The sequence below is a fragment of the Streptomyces sp. TRM68416 genome (assembly GCF_014596915.1).
Taxonomy (GTDB): domain Bacteria; phylum Actinomycetota; class Actinomycetes; order Streptomycetales; family Streptomycetaceae; genus Streptomyces.
Genome location: NZ_JACVWU010000001.1, coordinates 422,105 through 444,282, shown reverse-complemented (window position 1 = coordinate 444,282; position 22,178 = coordinate 422,105). Strand labels below are relative to the sequence as shown.

Below are 22,178 nucleotides of genomic sequence, written 5' to 3'. Positions count from 1 at the left end.
CACCACATGGTCGCCCCCCTTCCCTCTAGGTCTTCCGCGCGTGCAGCAGCAGGATCGAAGCGAGTTGGGGTCTGGCACAGGCCAGCCGGTCGAACGGTCTGAGCGGGCGCGGTACGCCGTGGAAGGGGGCCCCTGCCAGCCGTACGACGTCGAAGCCGGACGCGGCGACGAACTCCCGCAGGGCGCGGGCGGTGTAGAGCCGCAGATGCCCCACCACCTCCGTGCCCGGGCGGCCGTGGATGGCGCGCAGGCTGACCTCGGAGAAGACGGGCTGGACCCCGGCCAGCAGCAGGGCGCGGTTGTACCAGGCGGCCAGGTTGGGCGTGGACAGCATCAGATGGCCGCCCGGCCGCAGCACCCGGCGGATCTCCTCCAGGGCGGAGTCCGGGTCCACGAGGTGCTCGATCACCTCGCTGAACAGCACGGCGTCGGCCGCCCCGTCCCGGAACGGCAGCCCGCCGTCGGTGAGTTCGCCGCGCACGGCGTACGGCACCCGGGTGCGGGCCCGGCGCAGCGCGTCCTGGGACCAGTCGACGCCGACGATGCGGTGGCCGGGCAGCAGCGGGGCGGCCACGGCCGCCGCGGTGCCGTCGCCGCAGCCGATGTCCAGCACGGTCGCCCCGCCCGCCCCGCGGCCCAGGGCGGCGGCCAGCATACGGGCCTGGCGGAGGCTGCGCGGGGTGCCGGAGGAGACGGGAACGGCGGGATCCTCGTAGAAGTCCCGCAGGTGGCGGGGAGGTGCGGTGGTGGTCATCGGGGTCACCCCGTGGTTTCCGTCGGCTCCGTCATTGTCGTGGGTTTCGCGCTGTCGGTCGTAGGGCCGGTGGTGGGTTTCGCGGTGTCGGTCGTAGGGCCGGTGGTGGATTTCGTGGTCTCGGTCGTCGGACGGGTGGTGGATTTCGTGGTGTCCGTCGTGTGCAGGTAGTGCTCGAACAGGTCCCGCAGATGCGCGCCGTCGCCGTGGCTGAGCAGCGCCCGTGACCAGCGCAGGGCGAGGTGCAGCCGGCCGGCGGTGGAGGCGGTGGTGACGGTGAGGCCGCGCGGCATCCGGGCCGGCGCCGAGAACCACACCGCGTACGCCCGCCCGGCCTCCTCGCCGAAGTCCAGCGGGTACGGGATCCGGCCGATGTTGCTGAGCAGGGTCGTCGACGTCCACGGTGCCGCGGCGCGGCGCAGCCCCCGGGTGAGCGCGGCCCGCCAGGCGACGGGGGTGACCGGGGCGGTGAGCAGGGCGGCGCCGCGGCCGAGCTGGGGGCGCGGGAGGGACTTCAGGGCCCGGGTGCGGGCGGCCGTGCGGCGCAGCAGGCCGGGCAGGTCGGCTGGGTCCAACTCCTCCGGGGAGAAGGGGACTTCGACGAGCCGGGTGCCGTTGCCGATGGGCATCGTGGTGTCACGGGGGCGGTCGTCCACGGGCATCGTGATGCGCAGCGGGCGGGGTGGCTCGCCGTGCTCCCGGTTCCAGTGCGCGAGGGTGAGTGCCGTGGCGACCATGAGCTGGTCGTTCACGGTGTAGGGGGAGCCCTTGGGGCGGTGCGGCAGCGGCAGTTCGCAGACCAGCATGCCGTTGCCGGGGGAGGGCTCGGGGGTGCCGGGCGCCACCCGGGCGGGGCGGGCCCAGTTGGAGGGGGTGCCGGCCTCGGGCTGGGGGGTTTCCGGAGGCCGTACGGGGGGTGCGGCGGGGGAGTTGTCCCGGCCGCCGTACAGCTCCGCGGCGGTGGCGAGGACGCGGAGGCAGGCGGGGCCGTCGAGGGCGGTGTGGTTGATGGTGAGGAACAGGACCGTGTGGTCGGCGTGGCCCTCGCGGGGGCGCGGTACCGCCGCGGCGGTGTGTGCGCCGACCGCGTCCGTCGCCTCGCTGCCCTCCACCGGACCCGCCCCCTCCACCACCTCGAGGCGGATCGGCGGCGACGCCGACAGCGGCGGTACGGCCGTCAGCGCCCGCGTCCGCGCGTTGCGCAGCGCGTCCGGGCCCGGCGCCGGAAAGCTCACCATCTCCACGTCGGGCTCCGCCGTCAGCTCCCACTCGTAGCGCCGCCGGTACCAGCGCCCCGGGGCCTCCCGCACGAGGATCCTCGGGTGGCGGCGCAGCGCCTCGGCGAACGCCGTGCGCAGCCGGCCGGGGTCCAGCCGGCCGGGCAGGTGCACCTCGATGTGGACCGTCTCCGGCTCCTCCTCCTGGAGGCAGTGCCGGGCGACCTCGTCCACGACCGGGAACGGGATCCGCCTCGGCGCGGCGTCGCGCGCCGGGTGGTCCACCGCGGTCATGTCGGCTCCCCCTTCCTCATCGGCTCCCCCTTCCTCATCGGCTCCCCCTTCCGCAGGGGATCGGCTTCCGGCAGCCGCCGCGTGGGCTCCTCCGAGCCGGGCGGCGGTGGCTGCGTCCCCGGGCCGGGCGGCGGCGGTGGCTGCGTCCCCGGGCCGGGCGGCTGCTGCGCCGCGGGAACCGGCGGCAGTACGGCCGTGGAACCGGGCCCGTCCGGCGCCTCCTCGCCGTCCCGGCCCCCCTCGCCCCGCCGGCCCCGCTCGCCCACGCTCACCAGCGCCGCGAACAGCCCGATCAGCGCCAGCAGTTGAGCCGCCGGTCCGAACGCGCCCGTCTCCTCACTCGCCGGTTCCCCGGCCCCGAACGCCGCGACCACGCCCGCCGCCGCGAGTGCCACGAACGCGATCGGCACGAGCAGCTCGTGGCGCCGCCGGGACAGCAGGGCCAGCGCCGGTACCAGCAGGGCGAACCAGCCCGCGATCACCGCGGCGACCAGCGTCAGCGCCACCGTGCCGAGCCACAGACCCGGCGCCGGCGGGAGCGGCTGCGGCTCGTCGGGGTTGGGGGCGCGCCGGCGCCACAGCACCAGGCCCACCAGCACCGCGAGCGCCACCGCGCTGCCGATCAGCCCGGCGTCGTAGACGACCGCGGGCTCGTACGACAGCTCGACCGTGCCGCCCTCCCCGGCCGGGATCCGCCAGCCCTGCTGCCAGCCGTCCAGCCGGACCGTGGACAGCTCCTTGCCGTCCAGGGTGGCCTTCCAGCCGTCGTTGTAGTTCTCGTACATGGTCAGGTAGGAGGCCGCGCCGGAGCCGACGGTGACCTTGCGGCGGTCGCCCAGCCAGTCCTCGATGCCCAGCTCGCGCTGGTTGGCGGAGGGTTCGGCCACCGTCCCGCGGGTCAGCGTCACCTCGGTCACGGCCAGCGGCCCGGCGTCCCCGGCCTCGACCCGGTGCGCTCCCGACCCCAGCTCCAACTCGCCGTCGGTGCGCCCCTCCTGGCAGAGCGTCACTTCGACCGGCCGGCGTTCCGTCAGGTCCCGTACGGTCCCCCTGACGCTCGTCTCGTACAGCTCGCCGTCCACCGCCAGCACCGGACCCCGGCCGCACGGCAGGGAGAACGTCCGGCCCTCCCGCGGCTGCGGGGTGCGGTAGAGGTCGTCGAGGGCGGGGACGTAGGCCTCGGTCAGGCCCACCGGGAGCTGCATGTCCTCGTCGACGAACGGGTTGTGCAGGGTCAGCGGGGCGGTGTCGGTGATGGTGATGTCGAGGCGGTCGGTGGTGATCGACGGGAAGCGGACGTTGCCGTTCTCGTCGACGCCGGCGACCGCCGCGCCGTCCGGGGAGGAGATGTGCACCTCGGTGGCCCGGGTGGACAGGCCCCCGGCGGGCGGCAGCACCACTTCGCCGACCGGGACCTTGCCCTCCCAGCTCAGGTGGATGGTGGGCCGGTCGCCCGCGATCCACGCGGTGGTCAGGTCGCCGTCGGTGAGGTTGCGCGGGGACAGGCCCGCGCCGAGCCGGGCCGTGGAGTCGGCGGTCGCGACGATCCGGTTCTGCTGCTCGGGCGCCACCTCGAACAGCAGCCGGTCGAGCGCCTCGCCGGGCACCGGTACCGCACTCGCCCGCACCTCGTACGTCCCCGGTCCGGCCGTGGCGAAGCGCCGGTGCAGCCCCGCCTCGGTGCCCGTGGCGGACAGGCCGGTGGGGTCGGCCGGGCGGGACAGGGAGACGATCTCGGTGGCGGCCCGGGAGTCGTCGGCGTCGGTGGGCAGCCGCAGCATGCGGGTCACCTGGACGTCCGGCAGGGCGATCTCGGAGAAGCCCGCGCCGGTCAGCCCCGCGCGGCGGGCCACCGAGTCGAGGATCGTCAGCTTCATCCAGTCCGTCGGACCGGCCGGCGCCCTGACGCTCTGCGTCCCGCCGCCGGGCTGGAGGTAGGACGTCTCGCTGCCGCGTTCCGTCTCCACCCGTACCCGCGTCGGGGTCGGCCGCACGCCCTCCTGCGGCAGCGGCGCCACCTTGAACGAGCGCGGCATGTCGTACTTGTCGGTGAACGCGATCCGCAGCCACTCCCCGTCCGGCGAGCCCGGCGAGCCCTCCGCCCAGGCGGTGTCCGGGTTGCCGTCGAAGGCGTTCACCGGGTCGTACTGCGGCAGGTGGAACAGCCAGCTGCCGTAACTGGAGGCCGTCACCGAGCGGGCGCCGCGCAGCTCGGCCACCGTCTGGTGCTCGCGGCCCTCCGTCGGCAGGATCTGGTGCGGCTTCTCACCGGGGTCCTGCAGGGCGCCGGAGGCGTTGCGCTCGTCGCGCGTGTACGTGTACGAGGTGTTGGCGTTGACCAGCCCGAACCGCGTGTCCGCGCGCCGCAGCCCGTCGCCGCGGAGCTGCACCGGCGGCGTGCCGAGCCCCGGGTGGTTGTCACCGGTCAGCACGCTCGCCCGGCCGCGCAGCTCACCGGCGACCGGCAGCAGCGCCTCCGGACCGCCCGAGACCACGGCGGTGTCGGCGACCGCGCTCAGCCCGGCCTGCCGCGGCCGCGGCACGTCCTCGGGCGGCTGGTAGATCTCCACCGCCCGCTGCCGCGGGTACAACCCCTCCACCTGCAGCGGGGTGTCGGGGGCGATCGTCCCGCCGGTCATGACCGGCCCGTAGCCCTTGACCCGCTCGTAGCCGGACTGTTCCAGGGTGCGCTTGACGACCGTCGTCGGCACGTTGCCGATCTGGTCGGGGTCGAGGTCGTTGCGGACGACGACGTAGTACACGCCCGCCCGGCTCAGGTAGTCGGCGAGCCCCGGCACCGCGGCGCCGCTGGTCAGCGCCTGCTGTACGGCGTCCATGGCGCGCCGGTTGCCGGGGGTGCCGAAGGGGACGTAGTCGCGCTGCGCCCAGCGGGACTCGGCGACCACGTCGAGCGGCTGGTCGATGGTGGAGCCCCAGGTGTGGATGCCGTGCGCGGTCGCCGGGACGACGAGGGCACGCGCGTCCGGGGAGAACTCCTCCAGCCAGCCCGCCGTGGCCTTCCAGTAGTCGGGGATCTCCCGGAACGAACCCCCGTTGAGGATCGAGCCGTTGAGGTACGGCCACATCAGCCCCGGCAGGATCAGTACGGCCGCGACCAGCGTGGCGAAGCGCCGGCCGCGCACCCGGCGCGCCCCGCGGTCCTGGGCCGCCACACCCACCAGGTGGGCGAGGCCGAGGACGAGTGCGAGGGCGAGGCCGGGCTGGAACTTGTAGATGTTGCGGAAGGGGACGAGCCAGCCGTCCAGCCAGTCCTGCACCACCCCGTGGAAGGGGGCGCCGAACGCGCCGCCGTACCCGGCGAGCAGGACCAGCGCGGTCGTCAGCACGGTCAGCACCAGCCAGCGGCGCTCCGGCAGGTCACGTCTGGCGAGGCCGGCCAGCCCGAGACCGGCCGCCAGCACCGAGCAGACGATCACCACGACCGAGGAGGCGACCACCCAGCCGGCCGGCAGCCAGGCCTCCCCGAAGTGCAGATAGGCGACCCAGTTCCCGGCCCCGCGCAGCGCCTCGGTGGCCGCCATGGTCTCCGTCGTGGTCTGTGAACTTTCCACGTACGGAAGGAAGTTCTCGCCGTACGTGCCGAGCAGCAGCAGCGGGATCCACCACCACGCGGTGGCCAGGATCACCCCCGGCACCCACCAGGCGAGCAGTTTGCGCTGCCGTGGTCCCGGCGGCCGGGACAGCAGGTACAGCCCGACCGGCAGCAGCGAGGCCAGTGTCGAGGCCGCGTTCACCCCGCCCATGAACGGGACGACCAGCGCCGACCGCAGGGCCGCGACCCGGGCGGTGTACCGCTCGTCGACCAGCGGCAGCAGCACCCACGGCAGCACGGCGCCGGGCAGCGCGGCCGCGGACGTCGAGCCGACGACGATCGTGAACACCGGCCACAGCGCGTACGCCGCACCGGCCAGCAGCCGGGAGGCGCCGCTGCCGATCCGCATCCGCTCGGCCAGCCGCAGCGCCCCCCAGAAGGCGACGGTCACGATCAGCGACATCCACAGCCGCTCGGCCAGCCACACCGGCAACTGCACGGCGTCGGCCAGCCAGTAGAACGGCAGCATCGGGAACAGGTAGCCCGCGTACTGGTCGGATATCCCGCCGAAGCCGCCCTGGTCCTGCCAGAGCTGGCCCAGGTCGGAGAAGAACCGTCCCGGGTCGACGGTGACGCCCAGCTTGGTGTCGAAGGTCTGCCGGCCCGGATGCACCGCGAGGAACAGCACGAACACCACGGCCCAGAAGCCCAGCAGCCAACGCCGCGACCGCGGCCCCTCGGGAGGGCCCGAGGTGGCCGCGGTGGTGGGGACGGCTGCCGGAGGGGGAGCCTGGACCGTGGTCGTCATGGTGGACACCGCCGGAGGATGAGGAGGAGATTCCAGGTGGCTACCTCGCGGATGCCGGGCGCCTTGACGACGGCCTCGGCGAGGAACGGCCAGTAGCGGGAGCGCGCCGAGACGAGCGTGACGTCGTCGCGGGCGCGGACCTGCCGCAGGGTGGGCCCGATGTGCACGGCGAACAGGTTCTCGCCGAGGGTGTGCTTCGCGGGCCTGCCGGTACGGCGCCGATAGCGGGCGCGGGCCCGCTCGGCACCCAGGTAGTGCCAGGGGGCCCACTCGTGACCGCCCCAGGGTGAGAGCCAGTTGGTGAACGACACGTAGATCAGCCCGCCGGGCCGGGTCACCCGCACCAGCTCGCTGAGGAAGGTCTGCGGGTCGGCCACGTGCTCCAGGACGTTGGAGGAGAAGGTGACGTCGGCGACCCCGTCGTACAGCGGCAGCAGATAGCCGTCGGCGACCACGCTCCCGCCGGGCGGCTTCTCGCCGAGCTCGTGCAGGTCGGGTTCGAAGAGGTACGCGTGCGCACCCCGCCGCCGGAACTCCTCGGTGAAGTACCCGCTGCCGCCGCCGACATCGACCACGGTGCGCCCGGCGACGGGCCTGTCGTAGCGCTCGACCTGGTCGACGGCGTCACGGGCGAGCAGGGAATAGCAGGACTCGGGGTCGTCCTGCTCCCGCATGAAGGCCCGGAACAGGCCCAGGGAGCGGCGGAACGACGGGTCCTTCACCGCGGTCATGACACCCGACCCCGCACGGCCTCCGCCGCGACCGCCCGGAACTGTCTGACCGTCCGGTCCCACCGATACCCTGCCGCATGGTCCCGCGCCGCCTTCCCCATCAGCTCCCGCCGATGCCCGGACAGCGCCAGCGTGCACCACGCGGCGGCGAAGGAGGACTCGCCGGAGGCCAGCACCCCGGTCTCGCCGTCGATCACGGAGTCCCGCAGCCCCGGCACGTCGAAGGCGATCGTCGGGGTCTCCCGGGCCGCGGCCTCGGTGACCACGAGACCCCATCCCTCCACCGCGGAGGGATGCAGCAGCAGCCAGGCGGCGCACAGCAGCCGGTGCTTCTCGGCCTCGGTCACATGTCCCGCGAACTCGACCCCGGGCCCGGCGAGTTGCTCAAGCCGCCCCCGCTCGGGGCCGTCTCCCACGATCACCAGCCGGCCACCCGTGACCGGCCGCACCCGCTCCCACAGCCGCAGCAGCAGATCGATCCGCTTGTACTCGACCAGCCGCCCCACGGCGACGAAGAGCGGTTCGGGCGAGCGGTCCCCGCGGGGGCCGGGCTCCTCGACTCCGTTGTGGACGACCCGTATCCGCTCCCGCTCCACCCCGATCGCCCGGAGGGCATGCGCGGTGGACGGCGACACGGCCACCAGCAGGCCCTTTCGGCGCGCACCCGTCAGCGCCCAGTGCTCGAGTCTTCGGCCGATCCGGGCGGCGGGGGCCAGCGGCCCCGAGAACCGCATCCGCCACAGGTCGGTGTGGACGTGGTTGACCAGGCACAGCGTGGGACCGCGGTGCCACAGGGGCGCCAGATACGGCATCCCGTTGCAGACCTCGACCAGCAGATCCGCCTCGCCGACCTGACGGGCGAAGGCGGAACGGGCGCGCAGGTAGTGGCCGTAGGCGCCGCCGGCGGAGACGACCCGGTAGTCGCGATAGGAGGCGGGGCCGCCGCACAGGAGGGTGACCTGGTGGCCGAGGCGGGTCAGGCCGTCGGCGAGCCGGTCGACGAGCAGTTCGGAGCCCCCGGCGGACCGGTTGCCGAGGTCACGGTGGGCGAGGAAAACGATTCGGCGCGGTTGCGGGGGGAGCGCCGGAGGAGGCTGCGGCACCGTGGGGAACGGTGCGTGCAGCGAGGACGGCACGTGCTGGGGCATCGGTGCTCCAACTCGTCTCGGGGTGCGGAACTCAGCGTGGGGGAGGAGGCGCCGACTGGGTACGGCGGGGACGGAACGGGCGTTTCCGTGGGGGAACCAGGCGCTTGCTGTGAACGGACGTGGACGGGCTGTGCTCGGGTGGGGTGGACAGTTTTCGCCCCGCCGTTCGCCACGGCTACTCACCGAGGTGACAATTTCCGGCTTTATTAGAGCTGACGTCACGTCATATCGTGAGCGGAGGCTGGGGCGATTCGGAAGAATCGGGACGCCGCCTCCCGCGTACCACCAAAACGCCCCCCACTACGGCCAGGACGAATCCCGCCACAGCCGCACCAATGGGCAACGTCGTTCCCACCATGCGCAGTTGGCCGGAGTCCTGCTCCGCCTGCCGTACCGCCTCCTTCTGCGTCTCGGTGGTGAACGCGATCTTCCGGGCGTCCAGCAGCACCGCCTCGTCCTTCTCGCCGCCCGGCGCGCGCAGGGTGCGGCGCGGCCCGGTCTGCGCGTACAGCACACGGCCCGTGGCCTGGTCGACGATCAGCTCGACCCCGTGGTTGGCGTACCACTCCTCCGCCAGCACCTGCGGCACGTCCGGCCGGTCGACGATGGTCCCCGGCACCAGACGCGTCCCGGTCTTCGTGGCCGGCACCGAGGCCGTGAACCGGTATCCGGTGTACCCCTGAACCTTCTCGGTACCCCGGTAACGCATCGTGACCGTCCCGCCCAGCGTGTTGTCCCACCACCGGTAGGAGCGCTTCTGCACGTCGAAGGGGAACTTCAGGTACGCCTCGCCCTGGATGTACGGCTTCTCCTCGCAGCAGTGCACCGGCTCGGTGGTCTTGCGGTCCATCACCCAGCGGTGCGGCACGAAGTCCAGGGCGTCGTGCGGATCCGCGGCCGGCAACGTCTTGTCGGTGTCCACGGTCGTCGTGACGTCCCACACGGCGTTGCCGCTGCGCTCGCTCTCCGCCACATTGCCCCGCACACGCTGCGTGACGGTGATCTTCCGGTCCGGCACTGTCTCGATCCGCTCGGTGTCGAAGACGCTGCCGGTGCCTTCGTAGACGGCGGTGGTGTCGATGTCGATCGGGTTCACGGCGGCCCGTGGCTCGACGTACCAGGCGAGCATGGGGGCCAGGACCAGCAGAAACGTGCCGAGTCCCAGCAGGACCAGTGAGAGTGGTGAGGCGGTTCGGCGCATCCGGGCACTCCAGGAGAGGGTGAGATGGCGGAGTTCGGGCCGCTCTATGGGCCGGGAACCGTAGGCGCCCCTTGACGGAGTGTCAATGTCCTGTCGACACTGGGGGCCGACAGGCAGGGACGGGAAGCCCGGGTGGGGACGACCGATCAACGGCCGTACAGAGAGGCTGACCCTGCGATGTCCAGACTGCTCGCCGCCGTGCTGACCGTCGCGCTCGCCGCCGCCCTGGCGGTGGGTGCCGCGCTCGGCGTGGTCGCCCTGCTCGAAGCGACGCCCGACCAGCCCAACACCCCGCTGATCACGTACGAACAAGCAGGCCAGGGGAGTTGATCCGTGCCGCCCGCCGCCCGCACCGACTCCGTGACGACCCGCTCGGCCTGGCACGACGTCCCCCGCCTCCAGGTCCGCCGCTTCGCGGCGATCGCCATGGCCGAGGCGCCCGAACTCGCCGAGGAGATCCTGCGCGAGATCCGCCGCGAGTACCCCCATCTGCCCGTGGTCCTGGACGAGTCGGGCGAGCCCATGGCCCTGGTCGGCATCCGCCGCGCCATCGAGGTCTTCGTCCAGCACCTGGAGACCGCCGAGGGCCGCCCGACGGTCCCGCCGGGCGTCTTCCAGGAGTTCGGCCGCGGCGAGGGCCTCAACGGCCGCAGCCTCGACTCGCTCCAGGCGATCTACCGCATGGGCGTCCGCCTGGCCTGGCGCCGCTTCGCCGACATCGGCCAGCGCGTGGAGATCCCGCCGCCGGCCATGTACGAACTCGTCGACGCGGGCTACGAGTACCTCGACGGCCTCGTCGACCAGTCGGTCCGCGGCTACGCGGAGGCGGCGGCCCGGCAGGCCGGCGAACGCCTGCGCCTGCAGCGCCGCCTGATGGAACTCCTGCTCGCCGAACACCACCGTGGCGACCCGGCCGACGCCCTCTCCGAACGCGCCGCCCGCATCGGCTGGCCGCTGCCGACGAAGGTCGCCGTCGGCGTCATCCTGCGCCCGGCCCGGGAAGCGGTCGCCCCGGCGGTCGGCCAGGGCGTCCTGCTGGACATGGAGTACGAACAGCCGAGGATGGTCGTCCCCGAACCGGACGCGGCGGGCCGCTCGGAGCTGCTCCACCGCGCCCTGACCGGCTGGACGGGCGCCATCGGCCCCCCGGTCCCGCTCGCCGACGCGGCGAAGTCGCTGCGCTGGGCGGAGGCGGCCGTACGGCTGATGGAACGCGGCCTGTTACCGGCCGGCGAGGTCCTCTACTGCACCGAGCACACCGAAGCGCTGGTCCTCCTCCAGCCCGAGGAACTCATCGACGACCTGGCCCTGCGCTGCCTGGCCCCCCTGGCCCACTGCGGCCCGGCCCACGGCCGCCGCCTCGCCGAGACGCTGCTGGCCTGGCTGGAGACCCGGGGCGGGGCCCCGGAGGTGGCGGCCCGGCTGGGCGTCCACCCCCAGACCGTCCGCTACCGGCTGCGCCAGATCCGCGAGCTGTGGGGCGACGAGATCGACGACCCCGACCGCCGCTTCGAACTGGAACTGGTCCTGCGGGCCCAGCGGTTGAGGGGCGTCCTGGGGGAGGTGCGCGGCTGAGCCGAGGCGCGCGGGGGCGGTCAGCGCCGGGATCCCACCGGCAGGCGGGCGAGGTCGTTGCCCACGATCACACGGCCCGAGTAGCCCTTGCTCGCCTTGGCGTGCCAGGTGGAGTCGGGGACCACGTTGGTGGCGCCGGGGACCAGGTGGCTGAGCACCAGCGTGCCCACGCCGGCGCGTTCGGCGAGCGCGCCCACCTGGGTCGCGTCCGTGTGGCTGATCTCCATGTGCCGCAACTGCGCGGGCCGCAGACCGCCCAGCGCCAGCGTGTCCCGGTCCATCACCTCGTGCACGAGGATGTCCGCGCCCCTGGCCAGCCGCGCCACGTTCCCGCACGGCGCGGTGTCGCCGCTGAACACCACCGAGCCGTCGGCGGTGTCGAAGCGGAAGGCGAAGGAGGGGAAGACCGGCGGATGCTCGACGAGCACCGCGGTCACCCGGACCCGGTCGTCCCGCATCACCTCGAACGGCTCCATCGGCGGCGCCATCAGCTTGCGCGGCCCCGCCCCCTTCGGCAGCGGGAACCGCACGTCGTGCGCCCGGACCAGGGTGCGGATGTCGGGCCAGCCCTCGCTGCGCATCCGTACGTTGATGTCGTAGGCCGTGGCGGCGATGTGACCGTCGATCAGATCCTCGATGCCGGGCGCGGGTTCGGAGGGGCAGACGGTCCGCACCGAACGCCCCTTGGGCCAGACGGCGGGCAGGGTCCCCGCGGAGCCCGGCCCGTAGACGTGCACCGGGTTCTCCAGCGGCTGGAACCCGCCGAACCGCAGCCACAGCAGGGCGTACAGGTCCGACAGGTGGTCGGAGTGCAGATGGGTGACGAAGACCGCCGTGAGCTGGGCGGCCGTCAGCCAGGCCTGCGCGTACCGGCCGAACGTACCGGGACCGCAGTCCACGAGGTACGCCCGCCCGTCCACGACCAGCGCGGACGCGATCCCGGCACGCCCGTGCATCGGAACGGGGCCGCCGCTGGTACCGAGCAGGATCAGCTCGGTACCACGGGTCGACCCGGGGGCGGCGCTCGCGGAGGCGGGGCCCGAGGGCAGCGCGGCCGCCGTGGTGAGAGCGGAGGCGGCAGCGGCCGAGCGCAGCAGAGTGCGCCGAGTGGGAGAAGAGGGCATGACTGATCCCGGAGTGGTGAAGGGGTACGGCTGCGGGTACGCGGTGGGGGCGCGCGGTCAGGTGCTGTTGTTCTTCCGTTCGTTCTTCTGTTGCAGTGAACGGCGCTCGCGCGTCCCGCGCTTTGGTCCGACAGCCCGAACTCCGACCGCTTTTTGGGACCCGGGCCCAGCCTGCCGACAGCCGCACGGCGGCCGGAGCGCGGGGCTCACCTCCGGCCCGGGCCCAGCAGGCGGGCGATCTCCAGGGCGGTTCGCAGCTCCAGCGCGTCCTGGTCGAGTGGTCGCCCCAGCAGGTCCAGGGCCCGCCGCACCCGGTAGGTCACCGTGTTGCGGGCGACGAAGAGACGTTCGGCCGCGTTCTGGGGGCTGCGTCCCTCGGCGAGGTAGACCCGCAGCGTCTCCCGCAGCTCACGCACGCGTGGATCGTCGGCGCCCAAGGCGCCCAGCACCCGTGCGGCGAACCACCGCGCATGCTCCGGATCGGCCGTGAGCAGGGCCAGCGTGCTGACGTCGGCGTAGTCGCACAGCCAGCCCGTAGCGCCGAGGCGGGCCACCCGCTCCGCCTCCCGGGCGCCGCGGTGGCTGCGCCGGAAGCCCTCCGTGCCGTGCCCCACCGGCCCCACGGCCACCCGCAGGGGCCTGCGTTCGGGAACCAGCCGGGCCAGCCCGGCCAGTGCGTCGCGGGCCGGCTCGGCCGACCAGCAGACCCACGCCCACAGCTCCGTCGATCCCGCCGTCACCGTCAGCAGGCCCTCTCCGCCGGCCGCGCGGCACAACTCGGCGGCCAGTTGCCGCAGTTCGCCGACGGCTTCCTGGGAGCCGGAGGTGACGACGAACGCCGCGTGGTACCGGGCCAGTTCGTACCCGAGGGCGCGGGCGGCGACGGCCCCGCCGACCGGCCGTCCGGCGAGCAGCTCGTCCACCGTGCGGCGGCGTGCGGCCTCGGTGCTGCGCCGCCACCGGTCCCGTTCGGCGACGTACTCCTCGGCCAGCCGGCTGGCCTGGACGTCGGCGTACACGAAGAGCAACTCGCTGATTCGGTGGGCCTCCTGGGCGCGGACGTCCTCCGGTTCCTTGTCCAGCGCCTCCATCAGCCGGGCGTGCAGATAGGCGTGACCGAGCCGTACGCCGCGCAGCACCCGGTCCAACGGGATGTTGCGGCGGGCCAGTTCGGCGTTGCCGGACACGGCCTCCGGCGCGACCAGCGCGGCGGTCGGCTCCGGCTCGGTGGCCAGGCCCCGCAGGGCCGTCAGTACGGTGGCCTCCACCGCCCGCTGGAACGGCGGGTACGCGCCGGGCGCCCCGTGCTCGGGCACCTGCCGCACGATGTGCGCCGCCATGTCCCGGGCCACCTCCACGGCCCAGGCCACCGGGTCCGCGCCCAACGCCCGCTCGGCCACGGCCAGCGTCTCCGGTGGGCACACCGGCTCCAGCGGCCCGGCGCCGGGCGCCAGCCGCAACAACCACGAGCCCTCTGACCCAGCGCCCACACTCACCGCCCCAGTACAACAGTCGCCCCGCCCGATCCAACACCCCCTCCACCCACGCGCAGCGAATGGCGCCGACCGGGGGTGGGACGCGCAGCCCGGCGCTACCGGGGTACCGCCTGCGCCCACCCGTGCCGCCCCAGGCGGCACGCATGCCCGCAGGCTGGACGGGGTGGTGGGGCAGCGCCCCGAAGGGGCGCGGGGAACTGCGCGAACAGCCCCCACCGGCCCGCGGGTCACCCCCGTACCCCCGCCAAGCCCCGGGCCCGTAGCACTCTCCGCTCCAGTGGGGCGAAGATCAGCAGGTCCACGGCGATGCCGATGACCAGGATCTCGCCGATGGTGGCGAGGACCAGGGCCATGTCCTGGTAGGAGCGGGCGTTCTCCAGCAACTGACCGAGGCCGAGGCCCAATTCAGGGGAGCTGGCGATGAGCTCGGCGGCCATCAGAGAACGCCAGGAGAACGCCCAGCCCTGTTTGAGGCCGGCGAGATAGCCGGGAAGAGCGGCGGGAAGGAGGATGTGCCGGAGGCGCGCCGTGCCGGTGGCGCCGAGGACCCGCCCCGCCCGCAGATACAGCGGCGGCACCTGGTCGACGCCCGCCAGCAGCCCGTTCGCGATGGACGGCACCGCACCCAGCAGCACCACGGCGTAGATCGTGGCGTCGGTGAGCCCGAACCACACCACGGCCGCCGGCACCCACGCCACGGACGGCAGCGACTGGAGCCCCGACAGCACCGGCCCGATCCCGACACGCAGTGACCGCACCGCACCGAGCAGCAGCCCCAGCGCCGTGCCGAGGACGACAGCCGCCGCGAACCCGAGGGCGCCGCGCTGCGTGCTCGTCCACACCGTGGAGAACAGCGTGCCCTCGTACCACTGGTCGGACAGCGCCCGCCACACGTCGGCCGGTGACGGCAGCAGGTAGTCCGGCTTGAGCTCGGCCTCGTACGCGGCCTGCCAGGCGAGCAGGACGAGCACGGCCGCGACCACGGGCGGCAGCACCCGCTCGCGCAGGATCTGCCGCACGGGGGTGCGGGCGGGCCCGGCGGGCGCGCTGTCCAGCGCGTCGAGCCCGGCCTCGACGGTCGCGGTGGTCGCGGGGGGCGCGGTTGTCTCACCGGCGGCCATGGCGGCGTATCTCCTCCCGTAACGCGTCGGTGACCAGGGACGTCAGGGACGCCTCCGGGGTGCCGTCGACGGCCCACTCGTGGGCGACCCGGCCCGGCCGGGAGGACAGCAGGACGACCCGCTGCCCCAGCCGCACCGCCTCGCGGACGTTGTGGGTGACGAACAGCACGGTCAGCTTGTTCTCGGCCCAGATACGGGTGAGTTCCTCGTGCAGCACATCGCGCGTGATGGCGTCCAGCGCGGCGAACGGCTCGTCCATCAGCAGCACGTCGGCGTCCTGGGCGAGCGCGCGGGCCAGGGCGACGCGCTGGCGCATCCCGCCGGACAGCTCGTGGGTCCGCTTGCCGTAGGCGTCCTTCAGCCGGACCAGGTCGAGCAGGTGCCGCGCCCGCTCGGGGCGTTCGCGCCGGGGCACCCCGCGCAGCCGCAGGGCCAGTTCGACGTTGCGCCCGGCGGTGAGCCAGGGGAAGAGGGCGTGGTCCTGGAACATCAGCGCGGGCCGCCGCCCGCCGGGCACGTCGATGGTGCCCGTGGACGGCCGGTCCAGGCCGGCCACCAGGTTGAGCAGCGTGGACTTGCCGCAGCCGGAGGCGCCCAGCACACAGACGAACTCGCCGCGGCCGACGGTCAGTCCGATGTCGTCGAGGACCGTCTGGCGGCTCCCCGCGGTGTCGAACCACTTGGAGACGTGGGTGAGGCGTACGGCGGGTTGCTCCGCCGCGGCCACGAGGACGGGGCGGGCCGGTGCGCCGGCCCGCAGCACCGTTTCTGACATGGGATCAAATCCTTACGGTTCAGGTGGTTGGAGTGGCCGCGACGCCGAGCCCGGCGTCGTCCACGGCCGGCTCGCCCCGCTGGGCGAGGACCCGGTTGAGGGGGCGCAGGTCGAAGATCCCGCGCAGGGCCGCCAGCGCACCCGCGTCCTCGGTGCCGTCGGCGCCGTGCAGCAGCCCCAGCCGGTCGGCCCGCTCGGCCTCCGTGGCGAGCGTCGCGGCGAGCGGATCGTCGGTCAGGCCCACCCGCCGCCAGGCCGCGTCGAGGACGCCGCTCTCCAGCGGTCTGCCGGTCAGGTTCTCGATGGCGTCGTTGACGGCCTGCTTCCCCTGCGCCGGGTGGCTCTTGAGCCAGGCGTTCGTGCGGACCGAGGCGCGCAGTACGGCCTCGACGACGTCCGGATGGTCGGCCAGGAACGACGGGGAGACCACCACCACGGCGGTGACGAACGCGCCGCCGTCCCACAGGTCCGACTCGTCGAGCAGCACCCGGCCGCCGGCGGCGACGAGCTGCGCGGCCACCGGCTCCGGCACCCACGCCCCGTCGATCGTGCCCCGCCGGAAGCTGGTCGGGATCTCCTTGGGCGACTGCCGCACCACCGTGACATCACCGCGCCCGGTGCGCGGGTCCACCTCCCAGCCCTGCTCGCGGATCCAGTGCAGCAGCGCGACGTCCTGGGTGTTGCCCGCCTCCGGCGTGGCGATCCTGAGCCCCCGGACGTCGGCGCCGCGCACCTTCGTATCGGCGTCGACGACCAGTGCGACCCCTCCCGAGGAGGCACCGGAGACGATCCGCACACCGCGCCCGCCGGACCGCAGGAAGCCGTTGACGGCCGGTGACGGCCCCATCCACGCGATGTCCACGGCGCCCGCGTTGAGCGCCTCCAGCGCCGACGGGCCGCCGTTGAAGACCTGCGTGCGCAGCCGGGTGCCGCCCAGCTCGCGGGTGAAGTACCCCTTCTGCACCCCGGCCAGCGCGGTGGCGTGGGTGACGTTGGCGAAGTAGCCGACGGAGACCTCCTCCGCCGACAGGGGCGGCCCCGTGCCCACGGCCGGCGCGGCCGCCACCCCCGGCGCCCGGGACCCGTAGCCGCAGCCCGCCGCCAGGAACAGCAGCAGGAGCAGCGCGAGGGCCGCGCGGAGCGGACGCCGGGAGCGGGGGCGGGCCGGGCGGTGCTCAGGCAGCCGCATCGGGGGGTCCCGGAGCGGTCGCGCCGACCATGCCGGCGCTCAGCGTGGCGCCGTCGGCCGGGTCGATCAGTACGAAGGAGCCGGTGCGCCTGCTGTCCTCGTACCGGTCGAAGGCCAGCCGTTCGGCGGTGCGCAGCTGGACCTGTCCGATCTCGTTCAGCTCCAGCCGCTCCGCCCCGGGGACCCGGCGCACCACCGCGCGCACGGTGCGCGTGGTGTGCTTCAGCAGCACCTGGTCACCGGGTTCGAGCGGCCGCTCGTGCAGATGGCACACGGCGGCCTCGACGTCCCGGGACATCGTCGGCGGCGCCGCCGCCGGCACGATCAGGTCGCCCCGGGAGACGTCCAGGTCGTCGGCGAGCCGCAGCGCCCCGGACTGCGGCGAGCGGAGCCGCTCGGCCGGTGCGCCCAGTACGTCGATGCCCGCGACGGTGGTGGTGCGCCCCGACGGCAGCACGGTGACCCGGTCGCCGACCCGCAGCGCACCGGCGGCGACCTGGCCGGCGTAGAGGCGTGTGTCGCCGGAGCGGATGACGTACTGGACCGGGAACCGGGCGGGTCCGTCGGGTGCCTCGTCGGTGACGGGGACGTTCTCCAGGTGGGCGAGGACGGTCGGGCCGGCGTACCAGTCCATGCGGGTGGACGGCTCGACGACGTTGTCACCGGCGAGCGCGGAGATCGGGATCGCGGTGACCTCGGGGATGCCGAGCCCGGCGGCGAGCCGGGCGAATTCCCCGGCGATCTCCTCGAACACGGGCCGCTCGTAGCCGACGAGGTCCATCTTGTTGACGGCGAGGACCACGTGCGGCACCCGCAGCAGCGCCGCCACGGCCGCGTGCCGCCGGGTCTGCTCCACCACGCCCTTGCGGGCGTCGACGAGGATCACGGTCAGCGTGGCCGTGGAGGCGCCGGTGACCATGTTCCGGGTGTACTGCACGTGCCCGGGGGTGTCGGCCAGGATGAACCGGCGCCGGGGCGTGGCGAAGTAGCGGTAGGCGACGTCGATGGTGATGCCCTGCTCGCGCTCGGCGCGCAGCCCGTCGGTGAGCAGGGCCAGGTCGGGGCCCTCGCCGGAGGACACGCGGGCGACGGCCTCCAGTTGGTCGGCGAGGACGGACTTGGAGTCGTGCAGCAGCCGGCCCACGAGGGTGGACTTGCCGTCGTCCACCGAGCCGGCGGTGGCCCAGCGCAGCAGGTCGGCCTCGGCCGCGGTCGTCTCGGAGGGCAGGGCGGTGGACATGGGGTTCACGCGTCCTTTCTGCGCGCCCGGCCCGGCGGTCAGCCGGGACCTGGCTTCCTGGAAGATGTCGCGCACCATCAGGGCTGCGGTGAAATGAGGGGGATGGCCCGGGGCGGTCACGTCCACGGTCATGTCAGAAGTACCCCTCGCGTTTGCGGTCCTCCATCGCGGCCTCCGACAGCCGGTCGTCGGCGCGGGTGGCGCCGCGCTCGGTGAGCCGGGAGGCGGTGATCTCGACGATCACCTCGTCGACCGAGGACGCCTCGGACAGCACGGCGCCGGTGCAGGACATGTCGCCGACGGTGCGGTAGCGCACCCGGCGCTTCTCCACCGGCTCGCCGTCCTTCGGGCCGCCCCAGTCGCCCGGCGCCAGCCACATCCCGGACCGCAGGAACACCTCCCGCTCGTGCGCGAAGTAGATGGACGGCAGCTCGATGCCCTCGCGGGCGATGTACTGCCACACGTCCAGCTCGGTCCAGTTGGACAGCGGGAAGACGCGCACGTGCTCGCCGGGCAGGTGGCGGCCGTTGTACAGCTGCCACAGCTCCGGCCGCTGGCGGCGCGGGTCCCAGGTGCCGAACTCGTCCCGCAGGGAGAACACCCGCTCCTTGGCGCGGGCCTTCTCCTCGTCGCGCCGCCCGCCGCCGAACACCGCGTCGAACCCGCCGCCGCTGATGGCCTCCAGCAGCGGCAGCGTCTGGAGCGGGTTGCGGGTGCCGTCGGGACGTTCGCGCAGCACACCGCGGTCGATGTAGTCCTGCACGGACGCCACGTGGAGGGTGAGCCCGTGGGTGGCCACCACCCGGTCGCGGTAGGCGAGGACCTCCGGGAAGTTGTGCCCGGTGTCCACGTGCAGCAGCGCGAACGGCGGCGGCGCGGGCGCGAACGCCTTCAGCGCCAGGTGCAGCATCACCACGGAGTCCTTGCCGCCGGAGAACAGCAGCACCGGCCGCTCGAACTCGCCGGCCACCTCGCGGAAGATGTACGCCGCCTCCGACTCCAGGACGTCGGTGTGCCCCAGCCGGGCGGCCACCGCCGTCACAGCAGCCCCCTTTCGGCCATCAGCGCGTGCACGGCGTCCACCGACTCGTCCACGGACTGCATCTGGGTCTCCACCTTCGCGTCCGGCGTCTGCGGCGGCTCGTAGGGGTCGTCGATGCCGGTGAGGCCGGACAGCCGTCCGGCGCGGGCCTGCGCGTACAGGCCCTTCACATCGCGTACGGCGCACACCTGGAGCGGGGTGGCGACATGCACCTCCAGATACGGGGTGGCGCTCGCCTCGTGCCGTTTGCGGACCGCCTCCCGGCTGTCGGCGTACGGCGCGATGACCGGGACCAGCACCAGGATGCCGTTGCGCGCCAGCACCTCGGCGACCAGGCCGATGCGCTGCACGTTGGTGTCCCGGTCCTCGCGGGTGAAGCCGAGGCCCGCGCTGAGGAAGGTGCGTATCTCGTCACCGTCGAGGACTTCGACCCGGTGCCCTTCCCGGGTGAGGCGGCTGGCCAGGGCCTGGGCCAGGGTCGTCTTGCCGGAGCTGGGCAGCCCGGTCAGCCACACCGTGGCGCCCGGGGTGGGCGGGGTCCTCATGCGCTGCTCCTTGCCGTCGCGGTGGCCATGGGGACGACACCGTGCGCGGCGAGCACCGAGAACCCGGCGGCGCACGCCTGGTCCAGCTCCTCGCGCTCGGCGTCGGGCAGGTCACGCCAGGAGGACGAGGGCGCGTTCACCTTGGCCGCGCTCCGGCGCTCCCAGTCGCTGTCCACGAAGTCCGCGCCGAGGAACTCGCCGATGCGGTGCAGGGACTCCTCGGGCGCGGCGAGCAGGTCCTCGTACCAGACGTGCAGCACGTTCTCCTGCGGCAGCGCGGCCATCGCCTCCATGCCCCGCTGCATCTCGTCGGCCCAGTAGGTGCCGAACAGCGAGACGGGCAGCCGGTAGTCGCGTACGGCGTCGGCGTCGAAGCGGTCCGGCAGGAACGGCACCAGTTCGTCCGGTACGAAGCCCAGGTCCCGTTCGGCGTCCAGCGCGGGCGTCTCGGCGTACGGGTCGTGGCCGAGGGTGAGGTGCAGTGCCATCACCACCGCCGCCATCCGGAAGCCGGTGTGGCGGCTCATCGACAGCGCGGTGTCGCGGCCGTCGCGCACGATGTGCAGATAGCGGGCGTCGGGGAAGTGCTCGCGGAACTGCCCGGCGAGGATGAGCGAGCCGCCGCTGCGCTCGGCCCACAGCGTCTTGCCGAAGCGGGCGCACAGCCAGCCGAACAGGCGCAGGTAGTGCTCGCCGGCCCGGGCGTCCGGGAACTCGGCGACGGCCGTCTCCAGTTCGTCGTACAGCTCGTCGGGGGTGTCGGTGAGGTGGGGGAGCGTGGTCAGCAGGACGGCCGGGATGCCGGTGTCGGCCTGGAAGCGGGTGGCCGGGGAGGGGCGGTAGAGGACCTCCCGGGGGGCGAGGCCGTTCGCGGTCAGCAGCCGGTTGACGGTGTTGCGGGAGGACAGGACGTCCCAGAACTCCGCGGCCGTGAGGGGGCCTTCGGGGAAGACCCGGGCGGTGATCCGGTACATGTCCGTGAGGTGGTTGAAGAGCTCCGACAGGCTGAGCACCTGCGGGTGCTCGCGCAGCAGCTCGGAGACCAGCGTCGAGCCGCAGCGTCCGGTGCCGGTGACGAAGACCTGGCCCGGTGGGGTCGGTATGGGCATGGCGCAGCTGTTCCTTCCGTGCGTCCTTGGGGCGATGACGGTGCGTCGATGACCGTGAGTCGATGTCCGTGGGTCGTGCGGGAAGGTGCTTCGGGCGGGCCGGCGGCGGTGCCGGCCGTGGGTGCCCCGGCCGGTGTCAGGACCGGCGCAGCAGGGCCGCGTAGAGGGTGAGGCCCGGGCCGAAGGCCATGGCGACCACCGGGCCGTCGGTGCGCGGGAGGCGCTGGAGGACCATCAGGACGGTGGGGGAGGAGCAGTTGCCGCATTCGTCGAGGACGCCGTAGGAGGCGTCCAGTGCCCCGGCGGGCAGGTCGAGCCGCTCGCCGACGACTTCGAGGATGCGCTTGCCGCCCGGGTGGACGGCCCAGCCGGTGACCTCCTCGGGCGTGAGCCCGTGCGGCGCGAGGAGCTGGTCGCGGACCACCTCGCCGACGTGCTGGGCGAGCACGTCCGGGACCTTCGGGGACAGGCCCATCTTGAAGCCGAGGTCGGTGATCTGCCAGCTCATGTGGTCGGCGGTGCTGTGGTCGGTGACCGCGACGACGTCGATGACCTCGAAGCCGCTGCCGGCGTCCGGCTCCAGGACGACGGCCGCCGCGGCGTCGGCGAACAGCGCGTGCGCCACGATCTGCTCGATGTCCCGGCTGGGCGGCTGGACGTGCAGCGAGGTCAGCTCCAGGCAGAGCAGTACCGCCGGCCGGCCGCGCGAGGCGACGAAGTCGGAGACGGCGCCGAGCGAGGGGACGGCGGCGTAGCAGCCCATGTGGCCGATGAACAGCCGCTGGACCTTGCTGCTCATGCCCAGCTCGTCGGCGAGCCTTAAGTCCAGGCCGGGGGTGGTGTAGCCGGTGCAGGAGGCGACGGCCAGCAGGCCCACGTCCGAGGGGGAGAGGCCCGCGGACTCGAGCGCGTTCTCGACGGTGCGCCTGCCGAGGGGCACGGCCTCCTCGATGTAGCGCTCCATGCGCTGTCCGGTGCTCCAGCCGGACACCTCCTTCTCGGCGCGCGGGTCCACGGCCGTGGAGCGGGAGCTGATTCCGGAATTCTCGAATATCCGGCGGGCCAGCGGAAAACCGTCGTAGTGGTCCAGGAAGAATTCCTGCCACAGGTCGTCCTGGCTGCTCCGGGTATCCGGAAATGAATGGGAGGAGCCGGTGATGACAGGACGCGCGGCGGCGCGCAGTCCATGGCGGGCAGGGGCGATTTTCTCTTCGAGATGCATGCGTGTTCCCTTGTTTTCGGGCAGCGTGAAACAG

18 protein-coding genes are annotated in these 22,178 nt (G+C 73.6%); 2 read left to right on the top strand and 16 right to left on the bottom strand.

Annotation, left to right across the window (positions count from 1 at the left end):
* Window positions 1–25: 25 nt before the first annotated feature.
* The 6 genes from ICC28_RS02090 to ICC28_RS02065 form a co-directional block, all read right to left on the bottom strand.
* Window positions 26–754 (bottom strand): class I SAM-dependent methyltransferase, encoded by a 729-nt coding sequence (locus tag ICC28_RS02090; protein WP_188286607.1) that lies wholly within the window; start codon window positions 752–754, stop codon window positions 26–28.
* 5 nt (window positions 755–759) lie between these two features.
* Window positions 760–2,265, bottom strand: coding sequence for a condensation protein (locus ICC28_RS02085; RefSeq protein WP_223188183.1), 1,506 nt, complete (start codon window positions 2,263–2,265; stop codon window positions 760–762).
* Window positions 2,262–6,626 (bottom strand): alpha-(1->3)-arabinofuranosyltransferase family protein, encoded by a 4,365-nt coding sequence (locus tag ICC28_RS02080; protein WP_188286817.1) that lies wholly within the window; start codon window positions 6,624–6,626, stop codon window positions 2,262–2,264. The genes ICC28_RS02085 and ICC28_RS02080 overlap by 4 nt, the downstream gene beginning before the upstream one ends.
* A complete protein-coding gene (locus tag ICC28_RS02075) occupies window positions 6,623–7,357 on the bottom strand; it encodes a class I SAM-dependent methyltransferase (RefSeq protein WP_188286606.1) in 735 nt (244 codons plus the stop codon). The genes ICC28_RS02080 and ICC28_RS02075 overlap by 4 nt, the downstream gene beginning before the upstream one ends.
* Complete coding sequence (locus ICC28_RS02070) at window positions 7,354–8,505, bottom strand: glycosyltransferase family 4 protein (protein ID WP_188286605.1); 1,152 nt, start codon at window positions 8,503–8,505, stop codon at window positions 7,354–7,356. Before ICC28_RS02070 ends, ICC28_RS02075 begins: the two co-directional genes overlap by 4 nt.
* 223 nt (window positions 8,506–8,728) lie before the next feature.
* Window positions 8,729–9,706 carry a DUF3068 domain-containing protein gene (locus ICC28_RS02065; protein WP_188286604.1) on the bottom strand — a complete coding sequence of 326 codons (978 nt, stop codon included), beginning with the start codon at window positions 9,704–9,706 and terminating at the stop codon, window positions 8,729–8,731.
* A 177-nt stretch (window positions 9,707–9,883) separates the two neighbouring features.
* Here ICC28_RS02065 and ICC28_RS02060 point away from each other — a divergent pair, with 177 nt between their 5' ends.
* Together ICC28_RS02060 and ICC28_RS02055 are read left to right on the top strand one after the other, a co-directional pair.
* The gene (locus ICC28_RS02060; protein WP_188286603.1) at window positions 9,884–10,036 is read left to right on the top strand and encodes a hypothetical protein; all 153 of its coding nucleotides are present in this window, start codon (window positions 9,884–9,886) and stop codon (window positions 10,034–10,036) included.
* A 3-nt stretch (window positions 10,037–10,039) separates the two neighbouring features.
* On the top strand, window positions 10,040–11,281 hold the full coding sequence (locus tag ICC28_RS02055; protein WP_188286602.1) for a PucR family transcriptional regulator: 1,242 nt from the start codon (window positions 10,040–10,042) through the stop codon (window positions 11,279–11,281).
* Between the two features lie 20 nt (window positions 11,282–11,301).
* On the opposite strand, the gene ICC28_RS02050 is transcribed toward ICC28_RS02055, so the two are convergent.
* The 10 genes from ICC28_RS02050 to ICC28_RS02005 form a co-directional block, all read right to left on the bottom strand.
* Window positions 11,302–12,405 (bottom strand): MBL fold metallo-hydrolase, encoded by a 1,104-nt coding sequence (locus tag ICC28_RS02050; protein WP_188286601.1) that lies wholly within the window; start codon window positions 12,403–12,405, stop codon window positions 11,302–11,304.
* 206 nt (window positions 12,406–12,611) lie between these two features.
* Window positions 12,612–13,895 carry a PucR family transcriptional regulator gene (locus ICC28_RS02045; protein WP_282699561.1) on the bottom strand — a complete coding sequence of 428 codons (1,284 nt, stop codon included), beginning with the start codon at window positions 13,893–13,895 and terminating at the stop codon, window positions 12,612–12,614.
* 233 nt (window positions 13,896–14,128) lie between these two features.
* Complete coding sequence (locus ICC28_RS02040) at window positions 14,129–15,022, bottom strand: ABC transporter permease (protein ID WP_188286599.1); 894 nt, start codon at window positions 15,020–15,022, stop codon at window positions 14,129–14,131.
* The gene (locus ICC28_RS02035; RefSeq protein ID WP_188286598.1) at window positions 15,009–15,797 is read right to left on the bottom strand and encodes an ABC transporter ATP-binding protein; all 789 of its coding nucleotides are present in this window, start codon (window positions 15,795–15,797) and stop codon (window positions 15,009–15,011) included. Before ICC28_RS02035 ends, ICC28_RS02040 begins: the two co-directional genes overlap by 14 nt.
* A gap of 19 nt (window positions 15,798–15,816) precedes the next feature.
* Window positions 15,817–16,986: an ABC transporter substrate-binding protein gene (locus ICC28_RS02030; protein WP_188286597.1), complete on the bottom strand. Its 1,170-nt coding sequence runs from the start codon at window positions 16,984–16,986 to the stop codon at window positions 15,817–15,819.
* Window positions 16,973–18,226 carry a sulfate adenylyltransferase subunit 1 gene (locus tag ICC28_RS02025; RefSeq protein ID WP_188286816.1) on the bottom strand — a complete coding sequence of 418 codons (1,254 nt, stop codon included), beginning with the start codon at window positions 18,224–18,226 and terminating at the stop codon, window positions 16,973–16,975. Before ICC28_RS02025 ends, ICC28_RS02030 begins: the two co-directional genes overlap by 14 nt.
* Before the next feature lie 133 nt (window positions 18,227–18,359).
* Window positions 18,360–19,268 carry a sulfate adenylyltransferase subunit CysD gene (gene cysD / locus ICC28_RS02020; protein WP_188286596.1) on the bottom strand — a complete coding sequence of 303 codons (909 nt, stop codon included), beginning with the start codon at window positions 19,266–19,268 and terminating at the stop codon, window positions 18,360–18,362.
* Window positions 19,265–19,813 (bottom strand): adenylyl-sulfate kinase, encoded by a 549-nt coding sequence (gene cysC, locus ICC28_RS02015; protein WP_188286595.1) that lies wholly within the window; start codon window positions 19,811–19,813, stop codon window positions 19,265–19,267. Before cysC ends, cysD begins: the two co-directional genes overlap by 4 nt.
* Window positions 19,810–20,922: a sulfotransferase family protein gene (locus ICC28_RS02010; RefSeq protein WP_188286594.1), complete on the bottom strand. Its 1,113-nt coding sequence runs from the start codon at window positions 20,920–20,922 to the stop codon at window positions 19,810–19,812. Before ICC28_RS02010 ends, cysC begins: the two co-directional genes overlap by 4 nt.
* Window positions 20,923–21,058: 136 nt before the next feature.
* On the bottom strand, window positions 21,059–22,144 hold the full coding sequence (locus ICC28_RS02005; protein WP_188286593.1) for a type III polyketide synthase: 1,086 nt from the start codon (window positions 22,142–22,144) through the stop codon (window positions 21,059–21,061).
* Between the last annotated feature and the right edge of the window lie 34 nt (window positions 22,145–22,178).

Excerpts from the sequence above, each read along its gene's own strand:
- ICC28_RS02085 (WP_223188183.1), bottom strand. The coding sequence starts at position 2,265 with ATGACCGCGGTGGACCACCCGGCGCGCGACGCCGCGCCGAGGCGGATC.
- ICC28_RS02035 (WP_188286598.1), bottom strand. The coding sequence starts at position 15,797 with ATGTCAGAAACGGTGCTGCGGGCCGGCGCACCGGCCCGCCCCGTCCTC.
- ICC28_RS02080 (WP_188286817.1), bottom strand. The coding sequence starts at position 6,626 with ATGACGACCACGGTCCAGGCTCCCCCTCCGGCAGCCGTCCCCACCACC.
- ICC28_RS02005 (WP_188286593.1), bottom strand. The coding sequence starts at position 22,144 with ATGCATCTCGAAGAGAAAATCGCCCCTGCCCGCCATGGACTGCGCGCC.
- ICC28_RS02050 (WP_188286601.1), bottom strand. The coding sequence starts at position 12,405 with ATGCCCTCTTCTCCCACTCGGCGCACTCTGCTGCGCTCGGCCGCTGCC.
- ICC28_RS02010 (WP_188286594.1), bottom strand. The coding sequence starts at position 20,922 with ATGCCCATACCGACCCCACCGGGCCAGGTCTTCGTCACCGGCACCGGA.
- ICC28_RS02030 (WP_188286597.1), bottom strand. The coding sequence starts at position 16,986 with ATGCGGCTGCCTGAGCACCGCCCGGCCCGCCCCCGCTCCCGGCGTCCG.
- ICC28_RS02060 (WP_188286603.1), top strand. The coding sequence starts at position 9,884 with ATGTCCAGACTGCTCGCCGCCGTGCTGACCGTCGCGCTCGCCGCCGCC.
- ICC28_RS02070 (WP_188286605.1), bottom strand. The coding sequence starts at position 8,505 with ATGCCCCAGCACGTGCCGTCCTCGCTGCACGCACCGTTCCCCACGGTG.
- cysC (WP_188286595.1), bottom strand. The coding sequence starts at position 19,813 with ATGAGGACCCCGCCCACCCCGGGCGCCACGGTGTGGCTGACCGGGCTG.
- ICC28_RS02040 (WP_188286599.1), bottom strand. The coding sequence starts at position 15,022 with ATGGCCGCCGGTGAGACAACCGCGCCCCCCGCGACCACCGCGACCGTC.
- ICC28_RS02075 (WP_188286606.1), bottom strand. The coding sequence starts at position 7,357 with ATGACCGCGGTGAAGGACCCGTCGTTCCGCCGCTCCCTGGGCCTGTTC.
- ICC28_RS02090 (WP_188286607.1), bottom strand. The coding sequence starts at position 754 with ATGACCACCACCGCACCTCCCCGCCACCTGCGGGACTTCTACGAGGAT.
- ICC28_RS02065 (WP_188286604.1), bottom strand. The coding sequence starts at position 9,706 with ATGCGCCGAACCGCCTCACCACTCTCACTGGTCCTGCTGGGACTCGGC.
- ICC28_RS02025 (WP_188286816.1), bottom strand. The coding sequence starts at position 18,226 with ATGTCCACCGCCCTGCCCTCCGAGACGACCGCGGCCGAGGCCGACCTG.